Genomic DNA, 22,039 nt, shown 5'->3' with positions numbered 1-22,039 from the left:
ATACTCGTATGCAGAGACACCTGTGGTATAAGGGTATGTTTGAATTTCATGTCTTCTCGAATAGGAAGGGTAGTTATGAAGAAGTCCAACTGTAAAATTATTATTACTGTACTTGCAGGTCTGCTGTTATTGACGGCTTCTGTTTATTTCAGTCTAAGTATAGGGGCTTACACTGTATCTATGTCGGATTTAATAGGAGGGGTGACGGGAGGATCATCGACCGAAGCTGCAGAAGTCGTACGAACATTAAGGCTTCCGAGGGCTCTCGTAGCTGTACTGATAGGAGCGGGTCTTGCAGTAGCCGGGGCCATCATGCAGGCGATGACGAATAACCCCTTGGCCTCTCCCCAGATTTTCGGTGTAAATGCCGGAGGATCTCTGCTCGTCGTACTCGCCGTCGTGCTGTTCCCTGACTTCTCTCCTTCCGAAATCGTTTATTTTGCCTTCATCGGTGCAGCCCTTGGAGGAGGTCTTGTGTTTTTTACAGCTTCCTCGGGAGGTATGACCCCCGTTAAACTGGCTCTTGCCGGAATTACCATTCATATGTTTCTTACCTCCCTGATCGAATCCGTAGTGATTTTTAACGAAACCTCCACTGAAGATGTATTATTCTGGCTGGCAGGAGGAGTGGACGGTACTGACTGGGGGGATGTACAGTTGCTCCTTGTATGGGTAGGATCAGGACTGGCAGCAGCCATGCTGTTATCTCCTTCCTTTACGATTATGAGTCTCGGCGAAGAAGTGGCGAGAGGGCTTGGACAGCGGGTTGTTTGGATGAGAATGGCCGCTTCACTCATTGTAGTACTTCTTGCGGGTGCAGCAGTGTCTATTGCAGGTCCTATAGGGTTTGTCGGTCTCATCATTCCTCACATCGCCCGGAAGCTCGTGGGTACCGATTACAAAATTGTGCTGCCGGTCTGTGCGCTGTTCGGGGGAATTCTTCTGTCTGTTTCGGACGTTCTGTCAAGGTTCATCGCCTTTCCGGCCGAATCCCCTGTAGGAATCGTTACGGCATTGATCGGTGCTCCCTTTTTCTTATATTTGGCACAAAAAGGAGGGCAGACAACATGAAGAACAGATCTCCTTTTCTTATCATCAGTGTACTGGCTGCGGGAGTTCTTGTTGCCGGTATCCTCTCCGCAGGGGTAGGAGCCGTTTATGTCTCACCTGCTGCCATCTTTAGCGGGGAGCAGTCATTTCTGTTCATGAACTTCAGAGTCCCCCGCCTTGTTATAGCACTGCTTGTCGGTGCCGGCCTGGGCATATCCGGCGCGATTTTACAGGCGGTTATCCGTAATCCGCTTGCTTCTCCTGACGTCATAGGTATTACGAAAGGGGCAGGCTTTGCAGCAGCGTCCACCATCATACTCTTTCCCGGGCTCCCTCCGCAGGCGGTACCGGTTGCGGCGTTTCTCGGTGCGGGGATCGTGACGGCAGGTCTTTACCTGTTCGCTTTTCGGCAACGGGTACAACCGGCTACGCTTGCGCTTGTGGGAATAGCTCTGGGGGCCATTTTTCAGGCCGGCATCCAGTTTTTGACCGTACGGTATCCGGTAGAGACGAATGCGGCCCTCGTATGGCTGACCGGAAGTCTGTGGGGTAAAGACTGGAGCGACATATGGATGCTCCTTCCCTGGATAATTATATTCTCCGGGATAGCGATGTTTCTTACCCGGAAAATGGACATTTTACAACTGGGGGATGACGTGGCTGAGGGCCTCGGGGAAAGTGTAAAAGCAGCACGCAATGTTCTTCTTCTTGTGTCCGTTGTGCTTGCAGGTGTGTCAGTGGCTATTGTAGGGACCCTCGGTTTCGTAGGGCTGGTAGCACCGCACATAGCGAGACAGCTGGTCGGGAATAAACATATCGTACTTTTGCCTGCCTCCGCACTGACGGGAATGATTCTTCTTCTAGTCGCCGACGGGCTCGGGAGGGGACTGGTCCCTCCTACGGAAATTCCTGCAGGGATTTTTACAGCTGTCATAGGAGCTCCATACTTTCTGTATCTTTTAAGAAAAATGCAGAAGACGTAAGTGAAATTAGAATATTTTTTCTATTTGCAGGATTCTTGCATGACGTCTGACAACCTGTTACAATCCATATGTAAGCGTTATATGAAAATGTTTTCACTGCTTTTTTTATAAAATATTAAGGGGGACGCATCTTTGGTCAGTTTTCTTCTGAGCTTGGCATCCATCGCTGTCGTGATCGGCATTGCTTTTTTAATGTCCAATGATAAGAAAAACATTAATTTCATCGGTGTCGGTACAATGCTTTTGGCTCAACTAGTTACTACGTTTTTCATGTTCCAGACTCCGTGGGGAGAAGCGCTCATCAAGGGAATTTCGGCGGTTTTCAACAAACTGATAGAGTTCGGGACAGAAGGGGTCAATTTTATTCTTGGAGGAGTGGCAGTCGAAGAAGGCGGTTCCGTATTTTTCTTCAACGTACTTCTGCTGATTGTATTTTTCTCGACTCTCCTTTCCGTTTTGACACATCTGAAAATTCTTCCGTTTATCATCAAATATCTTGGTTTAGGTCTTTCGTTTATTACACGTCTTCCGAAAGTAGAGTCGTTCAACGCGGTGAACAGTATCTTCTTCGGCCAGTCGGAAGCGATTATTGCAATCAAATCCCAGTTTCAGCGACTGAACAATAACCGCCTTTATATTGTCAGTGCTTCAGCGATGGGATCTGTTTCCGCCTCGATCGTCGGAGCTTATCTGAACATACTGCCTGAGCAGTTCGTACTTGTCGCTCTGCCTCTAAACATGTTCAGCGCATTGATTGTAGCTTCTATTATCGCACCGGTTAAGGTGCCGAAAGAAGAGGACGAGGTGGACATCCAGGATGTTTCTCAGTCCAAAAGTATTTTTGAAGCGATGGGGAACGGGGCGCTCGATGGCGGAAAGATTGCACTTATCGTCGGGGCCATGCTTATCGCCTTCATCGCTTCCCTCGAACTTGTGAACTATGCTATATCTGCCATATTTGCAGGCGTTACGTTACAGGAGATTCTTGGTTATATATTTGCTCCTATCGGGTTCCTTATGGGTATCCCAGCTTCTGAAACCGTACAATCGGGTGCGATTATGGGTACGAAGATCATTACAAACGAATTTGTCGCTATGCTTCAGTTCGAACAGATGCTTAGTGAAGTCTCCGATAAAACAGTGGGAGTCGTCACCGTCTTCCTTACCAGTTTCGCTAACTTCTCCTCCATAGGTATCATTGCAGGTACAGTGCAGGGAATTGATGCTAAAAAAGGTGCGGAAGTTTCCAGTTTCGGTATGAAACTCCTTATCGGTGCCACACTCGGCTCCATTCTTTCCGGTACGATGGCCGGTATATTCCTTTAAGACGAAAGACCTGACTGCTGCATTCAGCAGTCAGGTTTTTTTGTGTACAACTTTGCTTCGCTAATAAATTGTTTATTGTGAAAAAAAATAGGAAATACTGCGAGAAAGCCTTATTTAGGAAAAGGAGTGGAAATATGGAGGACTTTAAACTTTATATTGATGGACAATGGGTGGATACGGAAGAAAAAGCGGAAGTACTGGATAAATATTCGATGGAGCCGTATGCAAGTGTCCCACAGGCTTCCGAGAAAGAAGTCGACCAGGCTGTGAAAGCGGCAGAGGACGCCTATAATGAAGGTCCGCTCCCACCTTATGAACGCTTCAAAATATTGAAGAAGGTAAGCGAATTGATGCAGGAAAGAAAAGAAGATCTGGCCCTGACGATCACAAAGGAAGCCGGGAAGCCCCTGAAACAGGCACGGACAGAAATTGACCGTGCGACGCAGACGGTGGAATTATCAGCAGAAGAAGCGAAGCGTATCAGCGGAGAAGGTGTACCGGTGGAAGCATCTCCCGGGTCTGAGAATCGCATGGCTTTTACAATTAGAGTGCCGGTAGGGGTCGTAGGTGCGATAAGTCCTTTCAACTTCCCGATGAACCTCGTCTGTCACAAAATAGCTCCGGCGATTGCAGCGGGTAATGCGGTAGTACTTAAACCGGCCAGTAAAACCCCGGTGACCGCTCTTAAACTAGCTTCCCTGTTCCACGAGGCAGGTCTCAGGAAAGGCTTATTCAACGTTGTTATCGGATCGGGATCAACTGTAGGGAATCAGATGATGCAGGATGAGAGAATCTCCCTTTACACATTCACCGGAAGTTCCAAAGTCGGTCTGAAACTGAAACAGAATACAGGAATGAATAAACTCATTCTTGAACTTGGTAACAACTCTCCTGTCATTATTGATAAACATGCAGATATAGATAAAGCGGCTGAGAATACTGCCGCCAAAGGCTATGCTTTCGCGGGTCAGACGTGTATTTCGGTTCAGCGACTATACGTGCATGGAGAAGTGAAAAAAGAATTCGAAAATAAGTTTATCGAAGCTCTCAAGAAACTGAAAGTCGGAGATCCGAATGATCCGGATACCGATGTAGGTCCCATGATTGGCGAAAAGGAAGCCGAAGCAGCGGTAGAATGGATAGAAGAGGCGAAATCGGGTGGAGCGACTGTTCTCCATGGGGGTACAAGAAAAGGAGCACTTCTTGAACCTACTGTGCTCACGGACGTTGACGAATCGATGAAAGTTGTGAGTGAAGAGGTTTTTGCTCCAGTCGTAAGTATTTTATCCTTCTCTGACCTCAAAGAAGGTGTGAAAGAAGTGAATAAATCGAAATACGGTCTGCAAGGAGGAATCTTCACACAGAATGTCGACAACGCTTTCTATGCTGCAAGAAACGTGCAGGTAGGCGGATTTATGATAAATGATTCTTCCCAGTATCGTGTCGATCTGATGCCTTATGGAGGCGTGAAAGAAAGCGGCTGGGGTAAAGAAGGTCCTAAATATACTATCGAAGATATGACAGAAGAGCGTCTGGTCGTAATGAACCTTGACGATCCTTCCTGAAGTGTTTATCGAAAGCTGCCCCCCGGGCAGCTTTTTTATGTGGAAAATCGATGAGTGAGGGTTGTCTGTCGACTGTAATTTCTTTTTTGTATACGGTAAGATATGATTAAATGAGGGTGGCAGTGATGCGTGAATCAATCAGCAGTGCTGGGCTACGATTTTTAAAAAGAAGGGAAAGATACATATGAAAAGAATGCTGTTCACAGGCGGGGGGACCGCCGGGCACGTAATCGTGAATACGGCACTGATTCCTGCCGTACAGAAAAAAGGATACGACATTGATTATATAGGTTCGTACAATGGAATAGAGAAAGAACTGATAACACCTATGAAAGGAGTAGAGTACCACAGTATTTCGACAGGCAAGCTGAGAAGGTACATGTCGAAAGAAAATTTTAAAGATCCGTTCAAAGTGGCGAAGGGGACGTTTCAGGCGCTGTCGGTTTTAAAAAGAAAGAAACCGGGAGTCATTTTCTCGAAAGGCGGATTTGTCAGCGTACCTGTAGTACTTGCTGCCAAGCTCGCGCGAGTACCGGTTTTGATTCATGAATCGGACTACACCCCCGGACTTGCCAACAAATTGTCTTTTCCTTTTGCAGACAGAATTCTTACAACATTCCCGGAAACGATGAAGCATGTACCGGAGAAGAAGTCGGAATATATCGGCGCGATTATCCGGGAGGAACTTTTTCTCGGAGACGCCGATGCCGCCAGAGAGATGACCGGTTTCTCCGACGATAAACCTGTCCTTCTCGTAATGGGAGGGAGTACCGGATCCGAGACGATAAACACGGCTATACGGGACAACCTCGATCAGCTTCTTCTGAACTACAACATTATTCATCTGTGCGGAAAGGGCCACAGGGAGGAAGCTTATAACGTAAAAGGTTATATACAGTATGAGTACGTCAAAGATGAACTGAAGGATTTACTGAAACTGGCTGACCTCGTCGTCTCCCGCGCCGGGGCTAATGCAATTTTTGAATTCGTGGCATTGAAAAAACCTATGCTTCTCATCCCTCTCTCCCGCAAGGTGAGCAGGGGAGATCAGATTCTGAACGCCCAATCTTTTGAACGTCAGGGGTTTGCTCACAGTCTTGAAGAGGAACAGGTTACGAAGAAAAGCTTTCTGGAAGCCGTAAGAAAGCTGGACGAAGATCAGGAGCAGTTGAAAACACATATGGAAAAATATGAGGTGGAAAAATCGAAGGAGCATGTCATCGAGCTGCTGGAGCAGTATGAGAAAAGAAAGGGGTAAGTTATGACACATGCCTGTCGGTACTGCCAAAAACCGATCCGTGACCGGGATGAGCTCGTGACCGCCGCAAAATGGTTCAGTATACGTCCGTACCACTACATCTGTTACGATCAGGCGGCCCGGGAAGTAGAAAGGATCGGCGACAACGAAAAACCATTGAACAATATGCCGAACACTATTATCTCGATCATTATGCTGGCGGTCAGTATATTTTTTCTTGCCGGTTCAGCTCTTGGTTCTATCGGTGATCTGCTCGGAGTGCTGACTTTGTATCCACCATTGATGAGAATTCTTTCCTATGTGAGATATGAACATCCGCTTCCGGTATTTCTGGAAAACAAACGTTAGAAGGAGGAAGAAATGATGAATTTGGAATCCACAGTTACATTGTCAAATGGAGTGAAAATCCCTCAGCTGGGTCTGGGTGTTTATAAAGTGGCACAGGAAGAGGCGAAAGAAACTGTTTCCACAGCCCTTGATCTCGGATACCGCCATATCGACACTGCCTCTTTTTATGGAAATGAAAGGGAAGTGGGGAGTGCTATCGCAGAGTCGAATATCCCGAGAGAAGAGATTTTTGTAACGACGAAGGTGTGGAACGATGAGCAGGGTTACGCAGAAACGATTAAAGCTTTTGAGCGCAGCCTTGATAAATTACAAACGGATTATGTCGATTTATACCTCATTCACTGGCCGGTTCCCGGTAAATTTCAGGATACGTGGAAAGCTCTTGAAGACCTCTATAATCAGGGACGTGCGAGAGCGATAGGCGTCTGTAATTTCCAGGAACATCACCTGGAAAAACTGTTGGAGACGGCGGAAGTAATGCCGGTCGTCGACCAGGTGGAGTTTCACCCGCGCCTTTATCAGAAAGACCTGCTTGACTTCTGTTCTGCAAAAGATATAAAGCTGGAAGCGTGGGCTCCTCTCGGAAGAGCCAGATATTTGGATTCTCCCGTACTGCAATCATTGGCTGAGAAGCATAATAAAACGCCTGCTCAGATTATTATCCGCTGGGGGCTTCAGCACGGAATCGTCACTATTCCGAAATCCACCAGACGCAAACGTCAAAAAGAGAACGCCGACGTTTTCGATTTTGAACTAAGTCCCGAAGATATAAATGAAATTGATGAAATGGATCGGAATGAACGTCAGGGGAAACATCCGGATGAATTTCCATATGATTGACGTTCCCTGAACAATATAGCAGTTATACAAGACGCGTGGATCGAGATAGAATCGATCTGCGCGTCTGTTTTTATAGTAAAAGACGAAATATTTCCGGGGGAATAACCGGAAATGTTCAAAAGATGACTTCAGTGATAAAATTAACGTAAGAATCGAGGTGAGCCCGTGAGCTGGAGAGACGATGAGCAGATGGATGAAGATTTGAAAGAGAACCTGAATGAAGAAGAAATGGCAGAACTGATTGAAGAAGAAAATTCCTTCCCTCGCAAGGAACGTACAGAAAAAAGAAAAAACAGGAACCCTTTCTCGAAGTGGCTGATTATATTAATAGCTTTTTTCATGTTTTTAAGCGTAATCAGTGCCATTCCCCGTACGTTTTCCATCCCGGCTATAGACTTCCTTATTACTTCGGCCAAGTTATACACTGATGAAGACGTTCGTCAATACAAAGAATCTGTGGTAGTGGTGGAAGCGGGGGAAAAGAAAGGGACAGGCTTCTCTTACACGTCCGACGGGGAAATACTTACCAACCATCACGTAATAGAAGGGGAAAAAAGAATCTCGGTTTCTTTTGAAGAAGAAGGCCTTTATTCAGCGGAGGTCGTAGAAGAATATGAAAAAATAGACCTCGCTGTTCTGAAAGTATCAGGTAAGAACCTGCCTCATCTCGAACTTGCGGACCGGGCACAATTTCAGGGGGATCCGCCTATCCGATTTATCGGGAACCCGCTGCGGTTTATAAGGATTGCGAACGAAGGGGAAATCATAGGGATGAAAGAACTTGAGGGCTGGGAAGAAAAAGTGCTGGTGCTGGATGCCCCTGTGTACCGGGGGAATTCCGGGAGTCCGGTTATCAATGAGGAAGGGAAAGTCACAGGAATCGTATTTGCAACGTTGCAGACGGACGACCATGGAAAAGTGGGTCTGGCAGTCCCGGTGGATCATTTTCATGAAGTGAACAGATAATAGTCATTATTGTTTGCAACAGAATTTTAAAAAAATGTAATCAGTGTGTTCTCGCTTACACTCCCGTCGTTTAGTAAAATAGTTTCATCAAGTTGTGAATCGCACGACTTAGTAACGAATATACATTTGTTGAATCGATGAAACAATTCTAATAAAACGCTTCCACAGTATTAGTGGTTGTAACGAAAACATTTAACAGCCGGGGGTGAAGAAGGTTGAGCGTACATCTGTTTACGAATAAAGAGTCCGCCCTGGAGACACAGGTGACTGCGGCCCAGTTCGGGGATGAGGAGATAAGACATGAACTCATCTCCAAATATCAACCTTTCGTTGCCAAGTGTGTCTCGGAAGTGTGCAAGAAATATATCAGTCCTTCCCGGGATGATGAATTCAGCATAGGGCTTATAGCATTCAATGATGCGATCGATTCCTATGTCATAGATAAAGGTGCTGCTTTCCTTTCTTTTGCAAAGCTGGTCATCAAACGGAGGGTAATCGATTACATCCGTCAGCAGACCTCCCCTATAATAATGACTTCTATAAATAATCTGAATGACCAGGAAGAAAAAACGGAAAGCCCTGCTGAAGTACAGATTTCGAGAGAAAAATTCGAAGTGGAAACGGAAGCGTGGTACCGGAGAACGGAAATCGAAGAATTTCAGCAGCAGCTTCGTCATTTCCGTCTGTCTTTCAAGGAACTGACAGAAGTTGCCCCAAGACACAGAGATGCAAGAGAATCTGCCCTCAAAGTAGCGCATATAGTTTTTCATAACGAGGAGTTACGTACTAAAGTATTAAGTAAAGGCCGTTTGCCGATCAAAGAATTGAGTGACAAAGTCACTGTAAGTAAAAAGACGTTAGAGCGGAATCGCAAGTATATTATTTCTCTTGTGCTTATACTGTCAGGTGACTACGTATATCTGAAAGATTATCTGAAGGGGGTAGATGTGTGAAGAAGGGAGTAGTCCTTGAACATAAAGTACGTTCGACTATTGTGTTCACCAGCGAAGGCGAGTTTGTGAAAGCCAGGAAAATCCCTGATGCAAAAGTGGGGGAAGAAGCTTTTTACGAAAAGAAACCCGGCTTTTCACTCAACTGGATGCCTCCTAAAAAGTTCAGTGCTTTTGCGATTGTTCTGGCTTTTCTTCTCGCTTTTGTACCTGCTTATTTATGGTATGGAAATGATAAAACCTATGCTTACGTGAATATAGACATTAATCCGAGCTTCGAGGCGAAGATAAATCGGGAGCTTGAGGTTATCTCGTTGGAAGCTGCTGATGATGAAGCTCAGGTTATTATAAAAAACATGGAAGAATGGGAAGGGAAAAAGCTGGCTGCCGTAACTTCCCAGTTATGTGAAGCTGTCAACGGTGACGGTGCTTCCGGAGAAGAAAATGTACTTTTAGGTATTTCTTATTTAGCGGGGAAGGAAGAGCTGGATATCAGTAAAAAAGTAAAGCAATTTCTCGCTCAGGAAGAGGAAGCTTACGAGGCTGCTGTTTATACTGTTCCGTACAAGTGGAAGGAAGAAGCCGAAAAAGTCGGGAAGACTGTGAATTCTTTAGTTAATGAACGAATTACCGCAAGTGAAGAGGTTACTGAGATTGAAGATGATGTGAAAGATTTGATTCGGGTGTTTTTCGAGTCGAAGAAAGATTAAGCAGCTGTAGAGATGTTTCTCTGGAAGACGATTCGTATCGATGCATTAATACGTTCGTTATAATAGGAAAGAAGTAAAGAAGCAGCCAATAGAAGCAGTGTAATACTGCTTCTGCTGACTGCTTCTTTTGTTTAAGGACCGGATGCATATAGACTTACGGTCTTGGATAGTCCTGGGCTAATGGATGGATATGCATTTCGTCCACCTGCATATGTTTCGGGGCAGAAGCCATGTGCAGTAGTCCTGCAGCTACATCATCAGCTTTCAACCAGTCTTTTTTCTCCGGATCACCTTCTGTACCTCCGGCAAAATTCGTGTCCGTCATGCCGGGGTTAATCGTCCCGACCCGTATACCAAAAGGTTTTAATTCCTGAGCGACGGATCCCATAAAGCCCTGCACGGCATATTTGGTGGCAGTATACAATGACCCGTTCTCCGGTATCGAATAACGGGAGACATCGGAAGCTACAGTCAGAATGGTACCTGATTGCTGTTTTTTCATTTGTGGGATGACAGATTTAGTAGCGAGGAATACGCCCTGTACGTTCACCTCGAACATTTTTTTCCATTCTTCGAGCGTGATATCCTCCAGAGCCTGAAATTTTCCCACACCGGCATTGTTGATGAGGACGTCTACACGACCATACGTATTGATGGTGGAGTGGATGATCTGTTCCATCGCACCTTCCCTGGTGACATCGCTTACGAGAGCAATTACGTCATTGAAGCCGGCCTCTTCAAGAGATTTCTTCGTATCATATATATCTTCGGAGCTTCCGGTTACAGTGAGCCGCGCTCCGGCTTTGGCGAAATGGAAAGCTGCGGCCCGGCCTATACCGCGTGAAGCACCAGTGATTACAACGATTTCATTCTTCATATAAAGCTCCTCCTCTGCAGGTTGTAAGTTTGGATAGATGATGACCAGTTGAAGTGTCGCTTCACCTGGTTACGCTACTATTATTTTCGTCATTTTCCGGAAAAGAATCAACCCCTGACTGATCCCCCGGTAAAAGAGGGGATTCTTCCCTCCTATTTAACAGAATATCATATGATTGGAAATAACATGTTCAATTTCTTGAAAGAATAGCGTTCAGGTAAAGAAAGTTTTTTTCCTCCTGTGCTATAATGAATAAAGTTTGAACTGTAGGGAGAGATTCGCTTTGGCTATGAAAGAGAGGACCTGGTTAAGGCTGACGGTCGGTGGCATTTTTTTATTGGCATTTTTAATATTGCTGAGTATCGTCACTATGGAAACGGCTTCTGTGCAGAGAGTGTATGTTACCTTAAGTGAAGTGACGGGGGTAATGACTCTTGTTATGGCAGTTACTGCTGTAACAAAAGATGAGCGGAGAAAATGGATATTCATAGGAACTGCTTCTTTTCTTGTCACCTGGGCAATGCTTGCTGTTGCGTATGAAATCGGTCTTGGTAAAGATTCATCCGCCGGCTGGCTGTGGTTTTTTCTGTATTACGTAATAGCCCTGGTTACTATAATTATTCTGAAAAAAAGTGTACGGGAAACGCCGGGGAAAGAGCTGCTTTTCCCTGTTACTTTGCTTTTCTTTGCAGGAATCCAGCTTGTGTACGTTTTTACTGTACATATCTTTTGGAATCTTCCCTTCTGAGCAGGGGAACAACGAACAGATAAGACGATATGGACGGGTCCTCGTGGATCGTCCCTAAAGATTGACAGGAGGTTTATATATGAGTTTATACGATTGGATTCTGACAGGAAAAGAGTTCGTGGATAAGAATGACCTGAGTTATCCCTTCGAAGAAAGAGGCCTTCAGTTCGGTGATGGAGTGTACGAAGTTATCCGGATTTATGAGGGGGAATACTATCTTATCGACGAGCATGTTGAACGTCTTTACCGTTCTGCAGCAGCAATCAAAATAGACGTACCTTTTCAGAAACAGGAATTATACGCTCACTTGCATGAACTTCTGAATAAAAACAGTGTACGTAATGATGCAACGATGTATCTCCAGCTTACGAGAGGTTCAGCACCGAGGGACCACGCATTCCCCCTTAACACCGAAGCTAATCTGTATGCGTACGTGAAAGATTTCGCCCGCGACACTGACTCGCTGGAAGAAGGCGCCTCTGCCATTACCATGGAAGATATACGGTGGGAATGGTGTTATATAAAAAGCCTGAATCTGCTTCCGAACGTTCTCGCCAAGCAGAACGCCAAGGAACTGGGCGCAAAAGAAGCGATTCTTCATAAAGACGGAATGGTGACGGAAGGAAGTTCCTCAAATATTTACCTGGTGCGGGAAGGGAAGGTATATACCCACCCCGCAACGAAACGGATCCTGGGCGGATGCGTACGCATGAAAATAGAGGAATTCTGCAAGGAAGCGGACATTCCGTTTATAGAAGAAGCTTTCCGGATGGAAGACTTCGAAGGCGCGGACGAGGTATTTATGACGAGCAGTACTTCGGAGGTACAGCCCCTGACTAAGGTTGATGAGGTGACAATCGGCAAGGGCCGGCCTGGTCCGGTAACGAGGAAGCTGCAGGCTGCTTACGAAAAAGATGCGGGAATTACGGGAACGGCAGCGATTTTTTCAAAAGAATAATACTTTCAGAAAAGGCGGGAACACAATGAGTTATCATTCTATAGATGTTTCAAAGGAACAGCTTCGTACAATGGTGGCTTCCATGTTTCTTTCCACATGGATAGTCAATTATCCGAGACAGGAACTGAACGAAGAGTTCGAAGATGTGCGGAATCTTGTGCTGGCTGAATACTACAAAGATTCCATGCAGGAAGAAGTGGAATACCAGCCCCATGCGGACGTTTATGAGCTGAATCAGGAAACGGAAAATACGTGGATGGAACGCTACGTGCAGGAATATGATGAACATAGTTTCTGGGATCAGCTTATTGAAAAACTGAGCCAGAAAGAAATGATCGATGCCTTCGGGGAGGAAATAATGAATCGCCCGCTGAAGGAAGAAGAAGTGGAAAAACAATTAGAAATAGAAGCGAAAGTGGAAGAGAAACTGGAGAAGAACGGGTTATGGGCTTTAACGTGGGAAGATTGATGACATAAAGTCCGACAAAGCGGGTGACAAAGATGTGAAAAAATTCTTTTCACCCGCACTACTTTCGTGTAGAATATATTTTGGTCCCGAATCTTATTTTTGCTGCAACGTACTGAAAGAACGGTTTCAAACTTATCGTACGAAAGATGAATAAGTTCACATACTACAATTACAGGAGGTAATTTTATGAAAAAAGGGTTTTTATTATTCCTATTGTTGGGAACGCTTTCTCTTGTGCTGGCTGCTTGTGGCGGCGGTACTTCGAGTAGCGACGAAGGAAGTTCCGATAACGGTGAAGGTGGCGAAAGCGGAGATACAGAGTTCGTGCAGATCCTCACAGGCGGAACGCAGGGTACATATTACCCGCTTGGAGGAGCATTTGCGAATATCCTGACCAGTGAAATAGATAATCTGGAAGCAAACGCTACGTCTACAGGGGCTTCCGTGGAAAATATGAAATCCATGCGTGACGGCGACGGCCAGCTCGCATTCACTCAGACAGACATCGCTTCTTACGCAAAGAACGGAGAAGTTATGTTTGATGAAAAGATTGAAAATCTTCAGGCTATCGGAACTCTTTACCCTGAAACTATCCAAATCGTAACGACGGCTGATACAGGAATAGAATCAGTAGAAGACCTTGAAGGCAAAGTTGTTTCCGTAGGGGCGGTCGGTTCCGGAACTCATGCGAACGCAGAGAACATTCTGGACATTCACGGTCTTTCAATTGAAGACGATATCGAAGCCCGCGACCTTGCTTTCGATGACTCTACGTCCGGAATCCAGGATGGGACGATTGATGCGGCATTCATTACATCCGGTACACCGACGGGTGCCGTAGAAAGTCTGGCAGCTACTTCCGATGTCAACATCGTTCCTGTGGAACAGGATAAAGTCAAAGAACTGATTGACGAGTACGGGTACTATGCTCAAGACGAAATTCCTGAAGGTACTTACGGACTTGAAAAAGCGGTAAGCACGGTAGCTGTTCAGGCTATGCTTGTAACTGATTCCAACTTAAGTGAAGATCTCGTCTATAATATGACAAAAGCTATTTTCGAAAACACAGATCAGGTTCAGCATGCCAAAGGGGAGCAGATTACTGCCGAGAGTGCTCAGGAAGGTGTAGGTATCGATCTTCACCCCGGAGCGAAAAAATATTTTGATGAACAGTAAGAAAAGCCTATAGCAGGGAAAAGGAAAGGGACTGTCAGACAGGATACTGTCCGGCACAGTCCCTTTTCGTCTCTGACAAGAGGACAGGGATACTATGAAAAAATGGATAGTCGCAGTGCTGACTGTCTTGGCAGTCGGTATCCTGCTGGCCTGGATATTCATTCCTTGCCGCTACGTACTTACTGTAACTACGATGCCCGGGGAAGAAAGAGTATATTTTTTGCCTGTATCCGAAAACGATCATTTTCAGCTTCAATTCATCCACTCTGTTCACTTGTCCAGGGTGGTGGAAGAGTATGAAATGAAAGGCCGTTCTTTAAAGCCGGTCCGGCTTATATACGAGGACACGGCGATCGGCATGCCTTCCAATGCAGGGGAAGGGGAGTCGTTTGAAATGAAGAACGGGAAATATTACATCACAAATCTTCAGGGTTCGCATTCCAGTTTAGACCTGAACATAGGTCAGGTGAAGGCGGAACATACTATTAACTATCATGATAATTCTTATTTACTTAAAGATTCCATTGAGGCGGGAAGCTGGGTGCGTATCGCCCCTGCATACGTCTCTAATCTGGAAGTGTGGAGAGGAGTGAAGCTGCAATGAGTGAAACTAACGAATCAGTGGAAAAACAGAAAGAAGTTATGGAAAAGTACGACCCCGAGTCCGGCGTCCGGGAACTCACCGGGAAGATAGCTAAAATAGTATTTATTTTACTACTTTCTTTTTCCGTATTTCAGTTACTTACATCCACCGTCTACCAGGTGCAGGCTCAGATTCTCCGTTCTGTACACGTAGGCTTCGGTCTTGTACTGATTTTTCTGTTGTACCCCGCTACTAAGAAGAATAGAAGCAAAGGGAAAATTGCGTGGTACGATATAGGCCTCGCCATTCTCGGAGGCGGAGTAGGTTTATACTGGCCGCTGTTTTATGAAGATATCGTCCTCCGGGCCGGCGACATGACCCAGCTTGATTTTTACGTGGGAGCTTTGGCGATAGTGCTTGTGCTTGAAGCGACGAGGAGAGCCGTGGGTATACCTATTACGGTTATTGCGGCACTTTTCCTCGCTTACGCGTACTGGGGTCGCCAGATGCCGAGTTTTCTCGTACACAGAGGGGTGGACCTCGATAATCTCGTGCAGTCCATGTTCTTTACTACAGAGGGTATTCTCGGTACACCAATCGCCGTCTCCTCCACGTTCATCTTTTTATTCCTGTTGTTCGGTGCTTTCCTCGTCAAGACGGGAGTAGGTCAGTATTTCAATGACCTGGCTGTTGCTCTGGCAGGTAAAAGAACGGGGGGGCCTGCGAAAGTTGCGATTTTCTCCAGTGCCCTGCAGGGGACGATAAGCGGAAGTTCCGTGGCGAACGTGGTTACGTCCGGATCTTTCACTATCCCGATGATGAAAAAACTCGGGTACCGCCGGGAATTTGCCGGGGGAGTGGAAGCGGCTGCTTCGACAGGAGGACAGCTCATGCCTCCGATAATGGGTGCAGCGGCTTTCCTTATGATCGAATTTATCGGAATCGACTACTGGTCGATTGCTAAAGCGGCTCTCATACCAGCAATTCTGTATTTTACAGGTATCTGGATTATGACCCACTTCGAAGCTAAAAGAACGGGTCTGAGCGGCTTGCCGGATGAAGATATTCCGGATAAAAAAGAAGTGCTGAAAAAGCTTTACCTGCTACTGCCGATTGTGGCTATCGTCGTCTTTCTGGCAAGCGGGGTAAGCGTTATGCGTTCCGCCCTTTACGGCATACTGACTGTCATACTGGTAGGTCTGCTGCGGGAGGAGAAATTCAGGAAGATTTACGTCGCTACCTTTGCCGCAGGCTTTGTCGGTTTCGGCATTTACGGCTTTCTGCAAGGCGGATTCTCTATCCTTGACTCCATTATTGCCGGCACGCTCGTAACGATTATAGTGAGCTACCTTTTCGACGGAAATCTCAAGGATACGATTGATGCTCTTGTAAGTGGTGCCAGAACGGCTCTTGGAGTTGTAGCGGCCACGGCGGCGGCAGGTATTATCGTAGGAGTGGTAACGAAAACGGGACTCGGGCTGAAACTTGCCAACAGTCTTGTCACTCTTGCGGACGGTCAGATTCTGATTACGCTTTTCTTTACGATGATTGCCGCTATTATACTTGGTATGGGCTCGCCGACAACGGCTAACTATGTCATCACCTCCACCATTGCAGCTCCGGCTGTCATTCTTCTTGGGGTGCAGGATCTGGCAGCTCACCTGTTCGTTTTCTACTTCGGCATTATAGCGGATATCACTCCGCCTGTAGCGCTTGCGGCGTTCGCAGCTTCCGGTGTTGCGTCTTCCGAACCGATACGAACCGGGCTGAACGCAGCGAAGCTTGCCATTGCCGCATTCATCATCCCGTACATGTTCGTACTTTCACCGGAACTGTTGATGATCGACACGAACGTCGGGGAAGTATCATGGATTCTGTTCACAGCCATAACCGGAATGATGGCTATAGGCGCCGGGCTGGTCGGATACTGGTTCAGAAAAGTGGAATGGTACGAACGGATACCGGCAGTTCTCGGAGGACTCACACTCATTTATCCGGGACTTTGGAGCGACATTATCGGGTTGAGCATATTTGCTATCCTGCTTGCCCTTCAATTCCTGGTTAAAAAAGACGGACTTGGCGTACCGGTTGTGAAAACGACCCGTCAGGACGCTTGAACGTAAGCAGGTGAAATGAAACAAAAAAAGCAAGAGGCGACAGAAATTATTCTGCGTCTCTTGCTTTTTGTGCATCGGACCATAGAAAAGCGACAGGTCGTGCCAAAGGGAAAGTCCATTGGATAAGGGGGCCGAGCAGGAAGACGACCATTACAGTGCCGATTCCGACCGGGCCGCCGAGAAAATAACCGGTGAGGGCCATAGCCCCTTCCATCAGATTACGAACGACCCCTTTGGACTGGTTCGTCCGATTGTTCATCACCATCATGAAATGGTCCAGCGGGATTCTCGGGAACGGTGTACGTAAGTAAAAGGAGATTCCTACGGCCGTGGCAAGGATACCCAGTGCAAAGATACCGGCCTGGGAGTACCAGGCATCAGGGTTTACGTTTTCCAAAGTTCCATAAAGGAAAAAGTCCAGTGTACGCCCACGGATAATACTCGGTATCAGGGATTCATATTGAGGACGTTTCTTTTCTAAAATCGCATTGACGATTAAAAGAATAGTGAATGCGATAATCATAAACGTTCCAACAGTGACGGGGGTATGATACGATAAACCTACAGCTATGCTGTCGCCGGGACCGGCCCCGAGGTTTGATTTAATGATGAGGGCAAGACCGAGACTCGAGACGAGCAGACCGGCCGAATATATGAGAGCTAATAACAAGTAAACCATAGAAGACTCCTTTAACATAAGCTGATAATAGCATACTTATTTGAAGGAAGATTGTAAAGAAAAGAGGGAAAAACTGTGAAATTCATTATTATTACAGGGGACTCGAAAGGTCTTGGAGAAGCAGTGGCAAAACGATGGATGGAAGATGGGGTGTCGGTGATCGGCATTTCACGCACGTATAACGGAACGTTAAAAGAAACTGCCGACAGCTGCGGGGTCTCCTATCGTCATTACGAATGTGATCTTACAGATGAAGCGGCTACGAATAATACGCTTGCGGCAGTCCACAATTATCTGCAGAGAGAAGATGTGGAAGCACTTACGCTTCTTAATAATGCAGGGATGGTGGGGCCGATTGAAAAAGTCGGAGCTCTTGATATACCAGCCGTAGATCGGCACATACGTTTGAACGTTTCCGTACCTGTTCTGCTTGCCAATTACATACTTGGATTGGCGAATGAGTGGGAAGTGCCTTTAACACTTGTGAATATCACCTCAGGAGCAGCCGGGAAGACGACGGAAGGCTGGAGCGTGTACAGTGCCGGAAAAGCCGCTATTGATCGATTTACTGCCGTTACGGCCAAAGAACAGGAACAGAAGAGTCATACGATCCTCGCATACAGCCCCGGAGTAATGGATACGGATATGCAGGAAGAAATACGTTCTGCATCCGAGGATTCATTTAAAGATGTAGAAAAGTTCCGGGAACTGAAAGAGAAGGGTGAATTGACTTCTCCTGAACGGGTGGCTGAAGTTCTCCGTAATCTCCTTAAAGAGGAACCGGTACAAAATGGCAAAGTCTATAAACTCTATGATTACATTGATAAATATTAAAAAGAATTCAAAGAAACAATAAAACAGAGACAAAAGACCGGACATTGGATTGTCCGGTCTTTTGTCTCTGTTACTTCCGCAAGGATAAAAGAACATCGTACAGCTTTTCCGGGGGCCACAGCCTGCCGGGATCAGGAAGACCTGAATGCTTTCTTTTCTTCCTGCCGGGCGAGCTGTTTTTTATCTATATGGTTATTTTTCAGGAACATATAGAACGAAGCGCTGAATATAATGACGTAGCCGATAACGCTCCATAATGTAGGAATCTGTCCGAACAGTACAATGCTGAGCAGGGCGGAATATACCACAGTGGAGTAGAAGAATATAGAAATTTCACTGGCCGGGGCGAATTTGTAGGCCAGCGTAACTCCGAATTGGCCCACCGTTGCGAATGCGCCGGCAAGTAAAAGAAAAATCCACTGTTGTACACTCATCGGTTCGTAAAAGAATATTGTAAAAGGGAGAAGCAGCACAGTAGTAAAGAAGGAGAAGTAGAAGACTACCGTATAATGTTTCTCCTTATTTCCGAGTACCCGCAGCATAGTATAAGCTCCGGCAGCAAAAACCGCTCCCAGCACCCCGATAATGTAAGGAAGGACCTGGACAGAAAACTCCGGCTGGATGATGAACAGCGTTCCCAGGAAAGCGATGATAATAGAAACAATCTGATACCTCCGTGCATGTTCCTTAAGAAAGATGCCGGAGAAAATAATAAGAATGAACGGACTCAGTTTGTTCAGCATTTCCGCATCGGAAAGGACGAGATTATCGATAGCGTAGAAATTCATTACAATCCCTACTGATCCAAGTGAGGAGCGGGAAAGAAGCAGTTTCTGGTTCTCCCGCTTTCCGAAAATCCTGTCTTTGTGCTTGAGCACGAATCCAAGTGTTATGGCAGCTGCCACTATATTTCGGAAGAAAGCTTTCTGCACAGTGGGGAGGTCCCCGGACAGTTTAACGAAAGCCCCCATCATAGAAAAACCGAGCGCTGATATAAGCAGTAACAATATCCCTTTATTCCGGTCAGACATAATTCTTCCTCCTCTTTCCTTAACCCTTTCCAAAAAAATTCACTTTCCCTATCCTATTATAAATAGAAGAGGAAAGGAAGAGATTTGCTTTAAGGATGTCAGTCTCTGTTTACGAAAGAAGGAAGGACTTTATGCTTCATTATTTTCCAACCTGTCCAGGCATACACAACGAAGCTCAGCAACCCGAAAAGAAAGGCTATTACGGGGTTCTTCATTACCGGTACCTTCCACATGAGGAGAAGTACCGGAATGGTAAATACTGCTGTCAGTATCAGCAGAAGCAGGTTGGTGAACCGGTGCTGAAATACTTCTTCTTCACTCTCCCATGCGAGTTTCGGTTCGTTCATGTCCAGAGCTGTAGCGATAATGGATATTGATAAGATCAGCACATAGGAAAGAACCAGCCAACCGGCCCAGAGAGGAAAAGGTAAAGAGAACACAAATCCGATGGTCAAAGCGAACAGAGTGAATGCTGAGGCAGGGATGATGAAAGCCACCAGCAGTTTACTTTTTAAAAGTTCGGTAAACGGAATCGGAAAAGACCGAAATTCATAAAGAGTTTTTCCTTCCCTGGAGAAAGAGCTGGTACCTGCTGTACTCGTAGCTCCGATAAGAGCGGAAAAAGCGAGCAGGAGAGGGAGGATGACGTTGGTCTCCAGCCCGGCTGCCCCTTCTGTCCAGGATGAAAAAGAACTGCCGCCGTCGACAAATGGAAAGATGAGTAGTAATAATGGAGCAAAGAACTGGTGACCGAGAATCTGGGTAACGTAAACGGGAGTACGCACAATCGTTTTGATGTCCCTGCGGGCGAGTGAGTGGAACATACTTTTCCTTCGGGCGACATTTCTTTTGGATGAAGAGGAACGCACCCCTTCACTCAGGCCGCGAACCCCTTTAAAATAGAGCGTATCACTGAAATAAAGAAATAAGAACGTCCCTGAGGCCGTCATGATAAGGAGGCCGGTAAGAGCAAGGATGCCGCTTACGCTGAAGGGGGAAGCGAGTGCCATGGCGGCAAGCTTTGCGTTTGGTACCCAGCCCGTCAGTGCGGCAAGAAGTTCACCGTCGCCGATCACGGCAGAAAGACTGCCGTCGTCCCCTGGAGAATCCTGTCTGACAAGCACGTTAACGGCCAGAATGAGCGCAAAAGAAAGCAGACCTCCGATTGCTTTGGCCCGGTCTTTATATCTGGATATGTTAATGAAACGCATGACGAACATGAGTAAAGAGCTCACGAGCAGAAACGGAAGAATAGGAAATATCGTCCATATAATAAAAGCGTAAAGAAAAAACAGAAACCCGCTTCCTGCCTGAAGCATGTACATAAGCAGAAAAGGAGCGGTTATGACAGTATTCCATACATAACCCCGCAGAAGTGGGGAAGCGGATTTCCCTATAATAATCTGAGAAGGCTTCAACGGCAGTGGTAGGTATCCCTCTATGCTGTCTGAAAGATAAAATGTATTTATAGCCGGTATGAAGGTGGTGACAATAAGAAGGCCAGTGGCAACAAGGAAAATCAGCCCCAGCAGTGCCGGCTCATTCCCGGAAACGGAAAGGATTGAGAACGTCTCCTTAAAAAGAGTGTACGTAAGATTGTAAACCAGTACAGCTATCGGTATAGCAAGTACGAAAAGGAGCACTCTGAGGGCACTGCCCTTTCCTTTTCGAAAAAATTCCATTTTAACGATGATGTTCATAAGGAGGTAAGCTTTATGCATCGTTCGTCAGCTCCAGAAATAGGCTTTCCAGGTTTCTTCCTTCCTGGAATTCCTGCCTCATATCACTCATTTCCCCCTGAAAGCGCAGGCTTCCCTCATCGATGATGGCCACTTCGTCACACAGCTGTTCCACGACTTCGAGTACGTGAGAGGAGAAAAAAACGATTTTTCCTGCGTCCGCCTGTTCTCTCATAAGTTCTTTCAGGGCATTTGCCGATTTCGGATCCAGTCCTGTGAGCGGCTCATCAAGAATCCATACATCCGGCTGGTGAATAAGCACTCCGAGCAGCACAACCTTCTGTCTCATTCCATGGGAATAAGTATGGAGCTTATCCTCCAGAGCTTCGTTTAGCTGAAGGAGAGAGGCATAGCGGGCGAGTCGCTCTTCTCTTACTTCTTCCGGGACATCATAAACATCGGCAATGAATTCCAGGTACTCTCTTCCTTTTAACCGCAGAAAGGAGTCGGACGTATCCGGGACGTAACCGAATTGTCGTTTAGCTTCGAGCGCGTCTTTTTCAATATCTTTTCCGTTAATGGAAATACTCCCCTCGTCTACAGGAAGTATACCGGTGATCATTTTAATCGTGGTGGATTTGCCTGCCCCGTTCGGTCCGAGGAACCCGAAGATCTTCCCTGGGGTCACCCGTAAATCAAGGTTATGTACAGCCGTTTTCCCGGCATATCGTTTAGTTACATTGTGTAATTCAAGCACGGAAAGCTCCTTTCTTTTTTACTGTAATACGAATTCAGGGTGTGACGGTTTCAATTCGAGTGCTGATATTATAATATAAGTAATGGAATAATTGTTCAAAACATAAAATGACGGATCGATACAGGAGAAAGGATG

At 46.2% G+C, this 22,039-nt stretch carries 22 protein-coding genes; 17 read left to right on the top strand and 5 right to left on the bottom strand.

Going from position 1 to position 22,039, the window contains the following annotated elements:
• Nucleotides 1-75: 75 nt before the first annotated feature.
• From AAV35_RS09865 to AAV35_RS09820, 10 genes are all read left to right on the top strand, one after another.
• A complete protein-coding gene (locus tag AAV35_RS09865; protein ID WP_008592187.1) occupies nt 76-1,071 on the top strand; it encodes a FecCD family ABC transporter permease in 996 nt (331 codons plus the stop codon).
• Entirely contained in the window at nt 1,068-2,033 is a 966-nt protein-coding gene (locus AAV35_RS09860; RefSeq protein ID WP_008592188.1) for a FecCD family ABC transporter permease, read from the top strand. Before AAV35_RS09865 ends, AAV35_RS09860 begins: the two co-directional genes overlap by 4 nt.
• A gap of 132 nt (nt 2,034-2,165) precedes the next feature.
• Entirely contained in the window at nt 2,166-3,359 is a 1,194-nt protein-coding gene (locus AAV35_RS09855) for a NupC/NupG family nucleoside CNT transporter (protein ID WP_008592189.1), read from the top strand.
• A gap of 134 nt (nt 3,360-3,493) precedes the next feature.
• Nucleotides 3,494-4,924, top strand: coding sequence for an aldehyde dehydrogenase family protein (locus AAV35_RS09850; protein WP_008592191.1), 1,431 nt, complete (start codon nt 3,494-3,496; stop codon nt 4,922-4,924).
• A gap of 184 nt (nt 4,925-5,108) precedes the next feature.
• Complete coding sequence (locus AAV35_RS09845) at nt 5,109-6,182, top strand: undecaprenyldiphospho-muramoylpentapeptide beta-N-acetylglucosaminyltransferase (protein ID WP_008592193.1); 1,074 nt, start codon at nt 5,109-5,111, stop codon at nt 6,180-6,182.
• Nucleotides 6,183-6,185: 3 nt separating this feature from the next.
• A complete protein-coding gene (locus AAV35_RS09840; RefSeq protein ID WP_008592195.1) occupies nt 6,186-6,530 on the top strand; it encodes a hypothetical protein in 345 nt (114 codons plus the stop codon).
• A 15-nt stretch (nt 6,531-6,545) separates the two neighbouring features.
• On the top strand, nt 6,546-7,370 hold the full coding sequence (locus tag AAV35_RS09835) for an aldo/keto reductase (RefSeq protein WP_008592197.1): 825 nt from the start codon (nt 6,546-6,548) through the stop codon (nt 7,368-7,370).
• 165 nt (nt 7,371-7,535) lie between these two features.
• On the top strand, nt 7,536-8,336 hold the full coding sequence (locus AAV35_RS09830) for a S1C family serine protease (protein WP_234972543.1): 801 nt from the start codon (nt 7,536-7,538) through the stop codon (nt 8,334-8,336).
• A gap of 215 nt (nt 8,337-8,551) precedes the next feature.
• A complete protein-coding gene (sigI, locus tag AAV35_RS09825) occupies nt 8,552-9,289 on the top strand; it encodes an RNA polymerase sigma-I factor (RefSeq protein WP_008592200.1) in 738 nt (245 codons plus the stop codon).
• Nucleotides 9,286-9,996 (top strand): anti-sigma factor domain-containing protein, encoded by a 711-nt coding sequence (locus tag AAV35_RS09820; RefSeq protein ID WP_008592201.1) that lies wholly within the window; start codon nt 9,286-9,288, stop codon nt 9,994-9,996. Before sigI ends, AAV35_RS09820 begins: the two co-directional genes overlap by 4 nt.
• 154 nt (nt 9,997-10,150) lie before the next feature.
• Here AAV35_RS09820 and AAV35_RS09815 read toward each other — a convergent pair whose 3' ends face one another.
• Nucleotides 10,151-10,873 carry an SDR family oxidoreductase gene (locus AAV35_RS09815; protein ID WP_008592202.1) on the bottom strand — a complete coding sequence of 241 codons (723 nt, stop codon included), beginning with the start codon at nt 10,871-10,873 and terminating at the stop codon, nt 10,151-10,153.
• 283 nt (nt 10,874-11,156) lie between these two features.
• Between AAV35_RS09815 and AAV35_RS09810 the strand changes: the two genes are divergently transcribed.
• The 6 genes from AAV35_RS09810 (at nt 11,157) to AAV35_RS09785 (ending at nt 16,924) form a co-directional block, all read left to right on the top strand.
• Nucleotides 11,157-11,621 carry a hypothetical protein gene (locus tag AAV35_RS09810; RefSeq protein ID WP_008592203.1) on the top strand — a complete coding sequence of 155 codons (465 nt, stop codon included), beginning with the start codon at nt 11,157-11,159 and terminating at the stop codon, nt 11,619-11,621.
• 79 nt (nt 11,622-11,700) lie between these two features.
• On the top strand, nt 11,701-12,579 hold the full coding sequence (dat, locus tag AAV35_RS09805; RefSeq protein ID WP_008592204.1) for a D-amino-acid transaminase: 879 nt from the start codon (nt 11,701-11,703) through the stop codon (nt 12,577-12,579).
• A 25-nt stretch (nt 12,580-12,604) separates the two neighbouring features.
• On the top strand, nt 12,605-13,048 hold the full coding sequence (locus AAV35_RS09800) for a hypothetical protein (protein ID WP_008592205.1): 444 nt from the start codon (nt 12,605-12,607) through the stop codon (nt 13,046-13,048).
• 186 nt (nt 13,049-13,234) lie between these two features.
• Nucleotides 13,235-14,224 (top strand): TAXI family TRAP transporter solute-binding subunit, encoded by a 990-nt coding sequence (locus tag AAV35_RS09795; RefSeq protein ID WP_008592206.1) that lies wholly within the window; start codon nt 13,235-13,237, stop codon nt 14,222-14,224.
• 94 nt (nt 14,225-14,318) lie between these two features.
• The gene (locus AAV35_RS09790) at nt 14,319-14,828 is read left to right on the top strand and encodes a DUF1850 domain-containing protein (RefSeq protein WP_008592208.1); all 510 of its coding nucleotides are present in this window, start codon (nt 14,319-14,321) and stop codon (nt 14,826-14,828) included.
• Nucleotides 14,825-16,924 (top strand): TRAP transporter permease, encoded by a 2,100-nt coding sequence (locus AAV35_RS09785; RefSeq protein ID WP_008592209.1) that lies wholly within the window; start codon nt 14,825-14,827, stop codon nt 16,922-16,924. Before AAV35_RS09790 ends, AAV35_RS09785 begins: the two co-directional genes overlap by 4 nt.
• 46 nt (nt 16,925-16,970) lie before the next feature.
• On the opposite strand, the gene AAV35_RS09780 is transcribed toward AAV35_RS09785, so the two are convergent.
• Nucleotides 16,971-17,603 (bottom strand): YczE/YyaS/YitT family protein, encoded by a 633-nt coding sequence (locus AAV35_RS09780; protein ID WP_008592211.1) that lies wholly within the window; start codon nt 17,601-17,603, stop codon nt 16,971-16,973.
• Nucleotides 17,604-17,678: 75 nt separating this feature from the next.
• Between AAV35_RS09780 and AAV35_RS09775 the strand changes: the two genes are divergently transcribed.
• Nucleotides 17,679-18,437 carry an SDR family NAD(P)-dependent oxidoreductase gene (locus AAV35_RS09775; RefSeq protein WP_008592213.1) on the top strand — a complete coding sequence of 253 codons (759 nt, stop codon included), beginning with the start codon at nt 17,679-17,681 and terminating at the stop codon, nt 18,435-18,437.
• 131 nt (nt 18,438-18,568) lie between these two features.
• On the opposite strand, the gene AAV35_RS09770 is transcribed toward AAV35_RS09775, so the two are convergent.
• The 3 genes from AAV35_RS09770 to AAV35_RS09760 all read right to left on the bottom strand — a co-directional run bounded on the left by AAV35_RS09770 (nt 18,569) and on the right by AAV35_RS09760 (nt 21,904).
• On the bottom strand, nt 18,569-19,468 hold the full coding sequence (locus AAV35_RS09770) for a DMT family transporter (protein ID WP_008592215.1): 900 nt from the start codon (nt 19,466-19,468) through the stop codon (nt 18,569-18,571).
• 98 nt (nt 19,469-19,566) lie between these two features.
• Nucleotides 19,567-21,189 (bottom strand): putative ABC transporter permease subunit, encoded by a 1,623-nt coding sequence (locus AAV35_RS09765; protein WP_008592217.1) that lies wholly within the window; start codon nt 21,187-21,189, stop codon nt 19,567-19,569.
• Nucleotides 21,182-21,904: an ABC transporter ATP-binding protein gene (locus AAV35_RS09760; protein ID WP_008592219.1), complete on the bottom strand. Its 723-nt coding sequence runs from the start codon at nt 21,902-21,904 to the stop codon at nt 21,182-21,184. Before AAV35_RS09760 ends, AAV35_RS09765 begins: the two co-directional genes overlap by 8 nt.
• Nucleotides 21,905-22,039 lie beyond the last annotated feature (135 nt).

The organism is Salimicrobium jeotgali (genome assembly GCF_001685435.2).
Taxonomy (GTDB): Bacteria; Bacillota; Bacilli; order Bacillales; family Halobacillaceae; genus Salimicrobium; species Salimicrobium album.
Note: the sequence above shows the minus strand (reverse complement) of the source record. Positions and strands in the feature narration are given on the sequence as shown.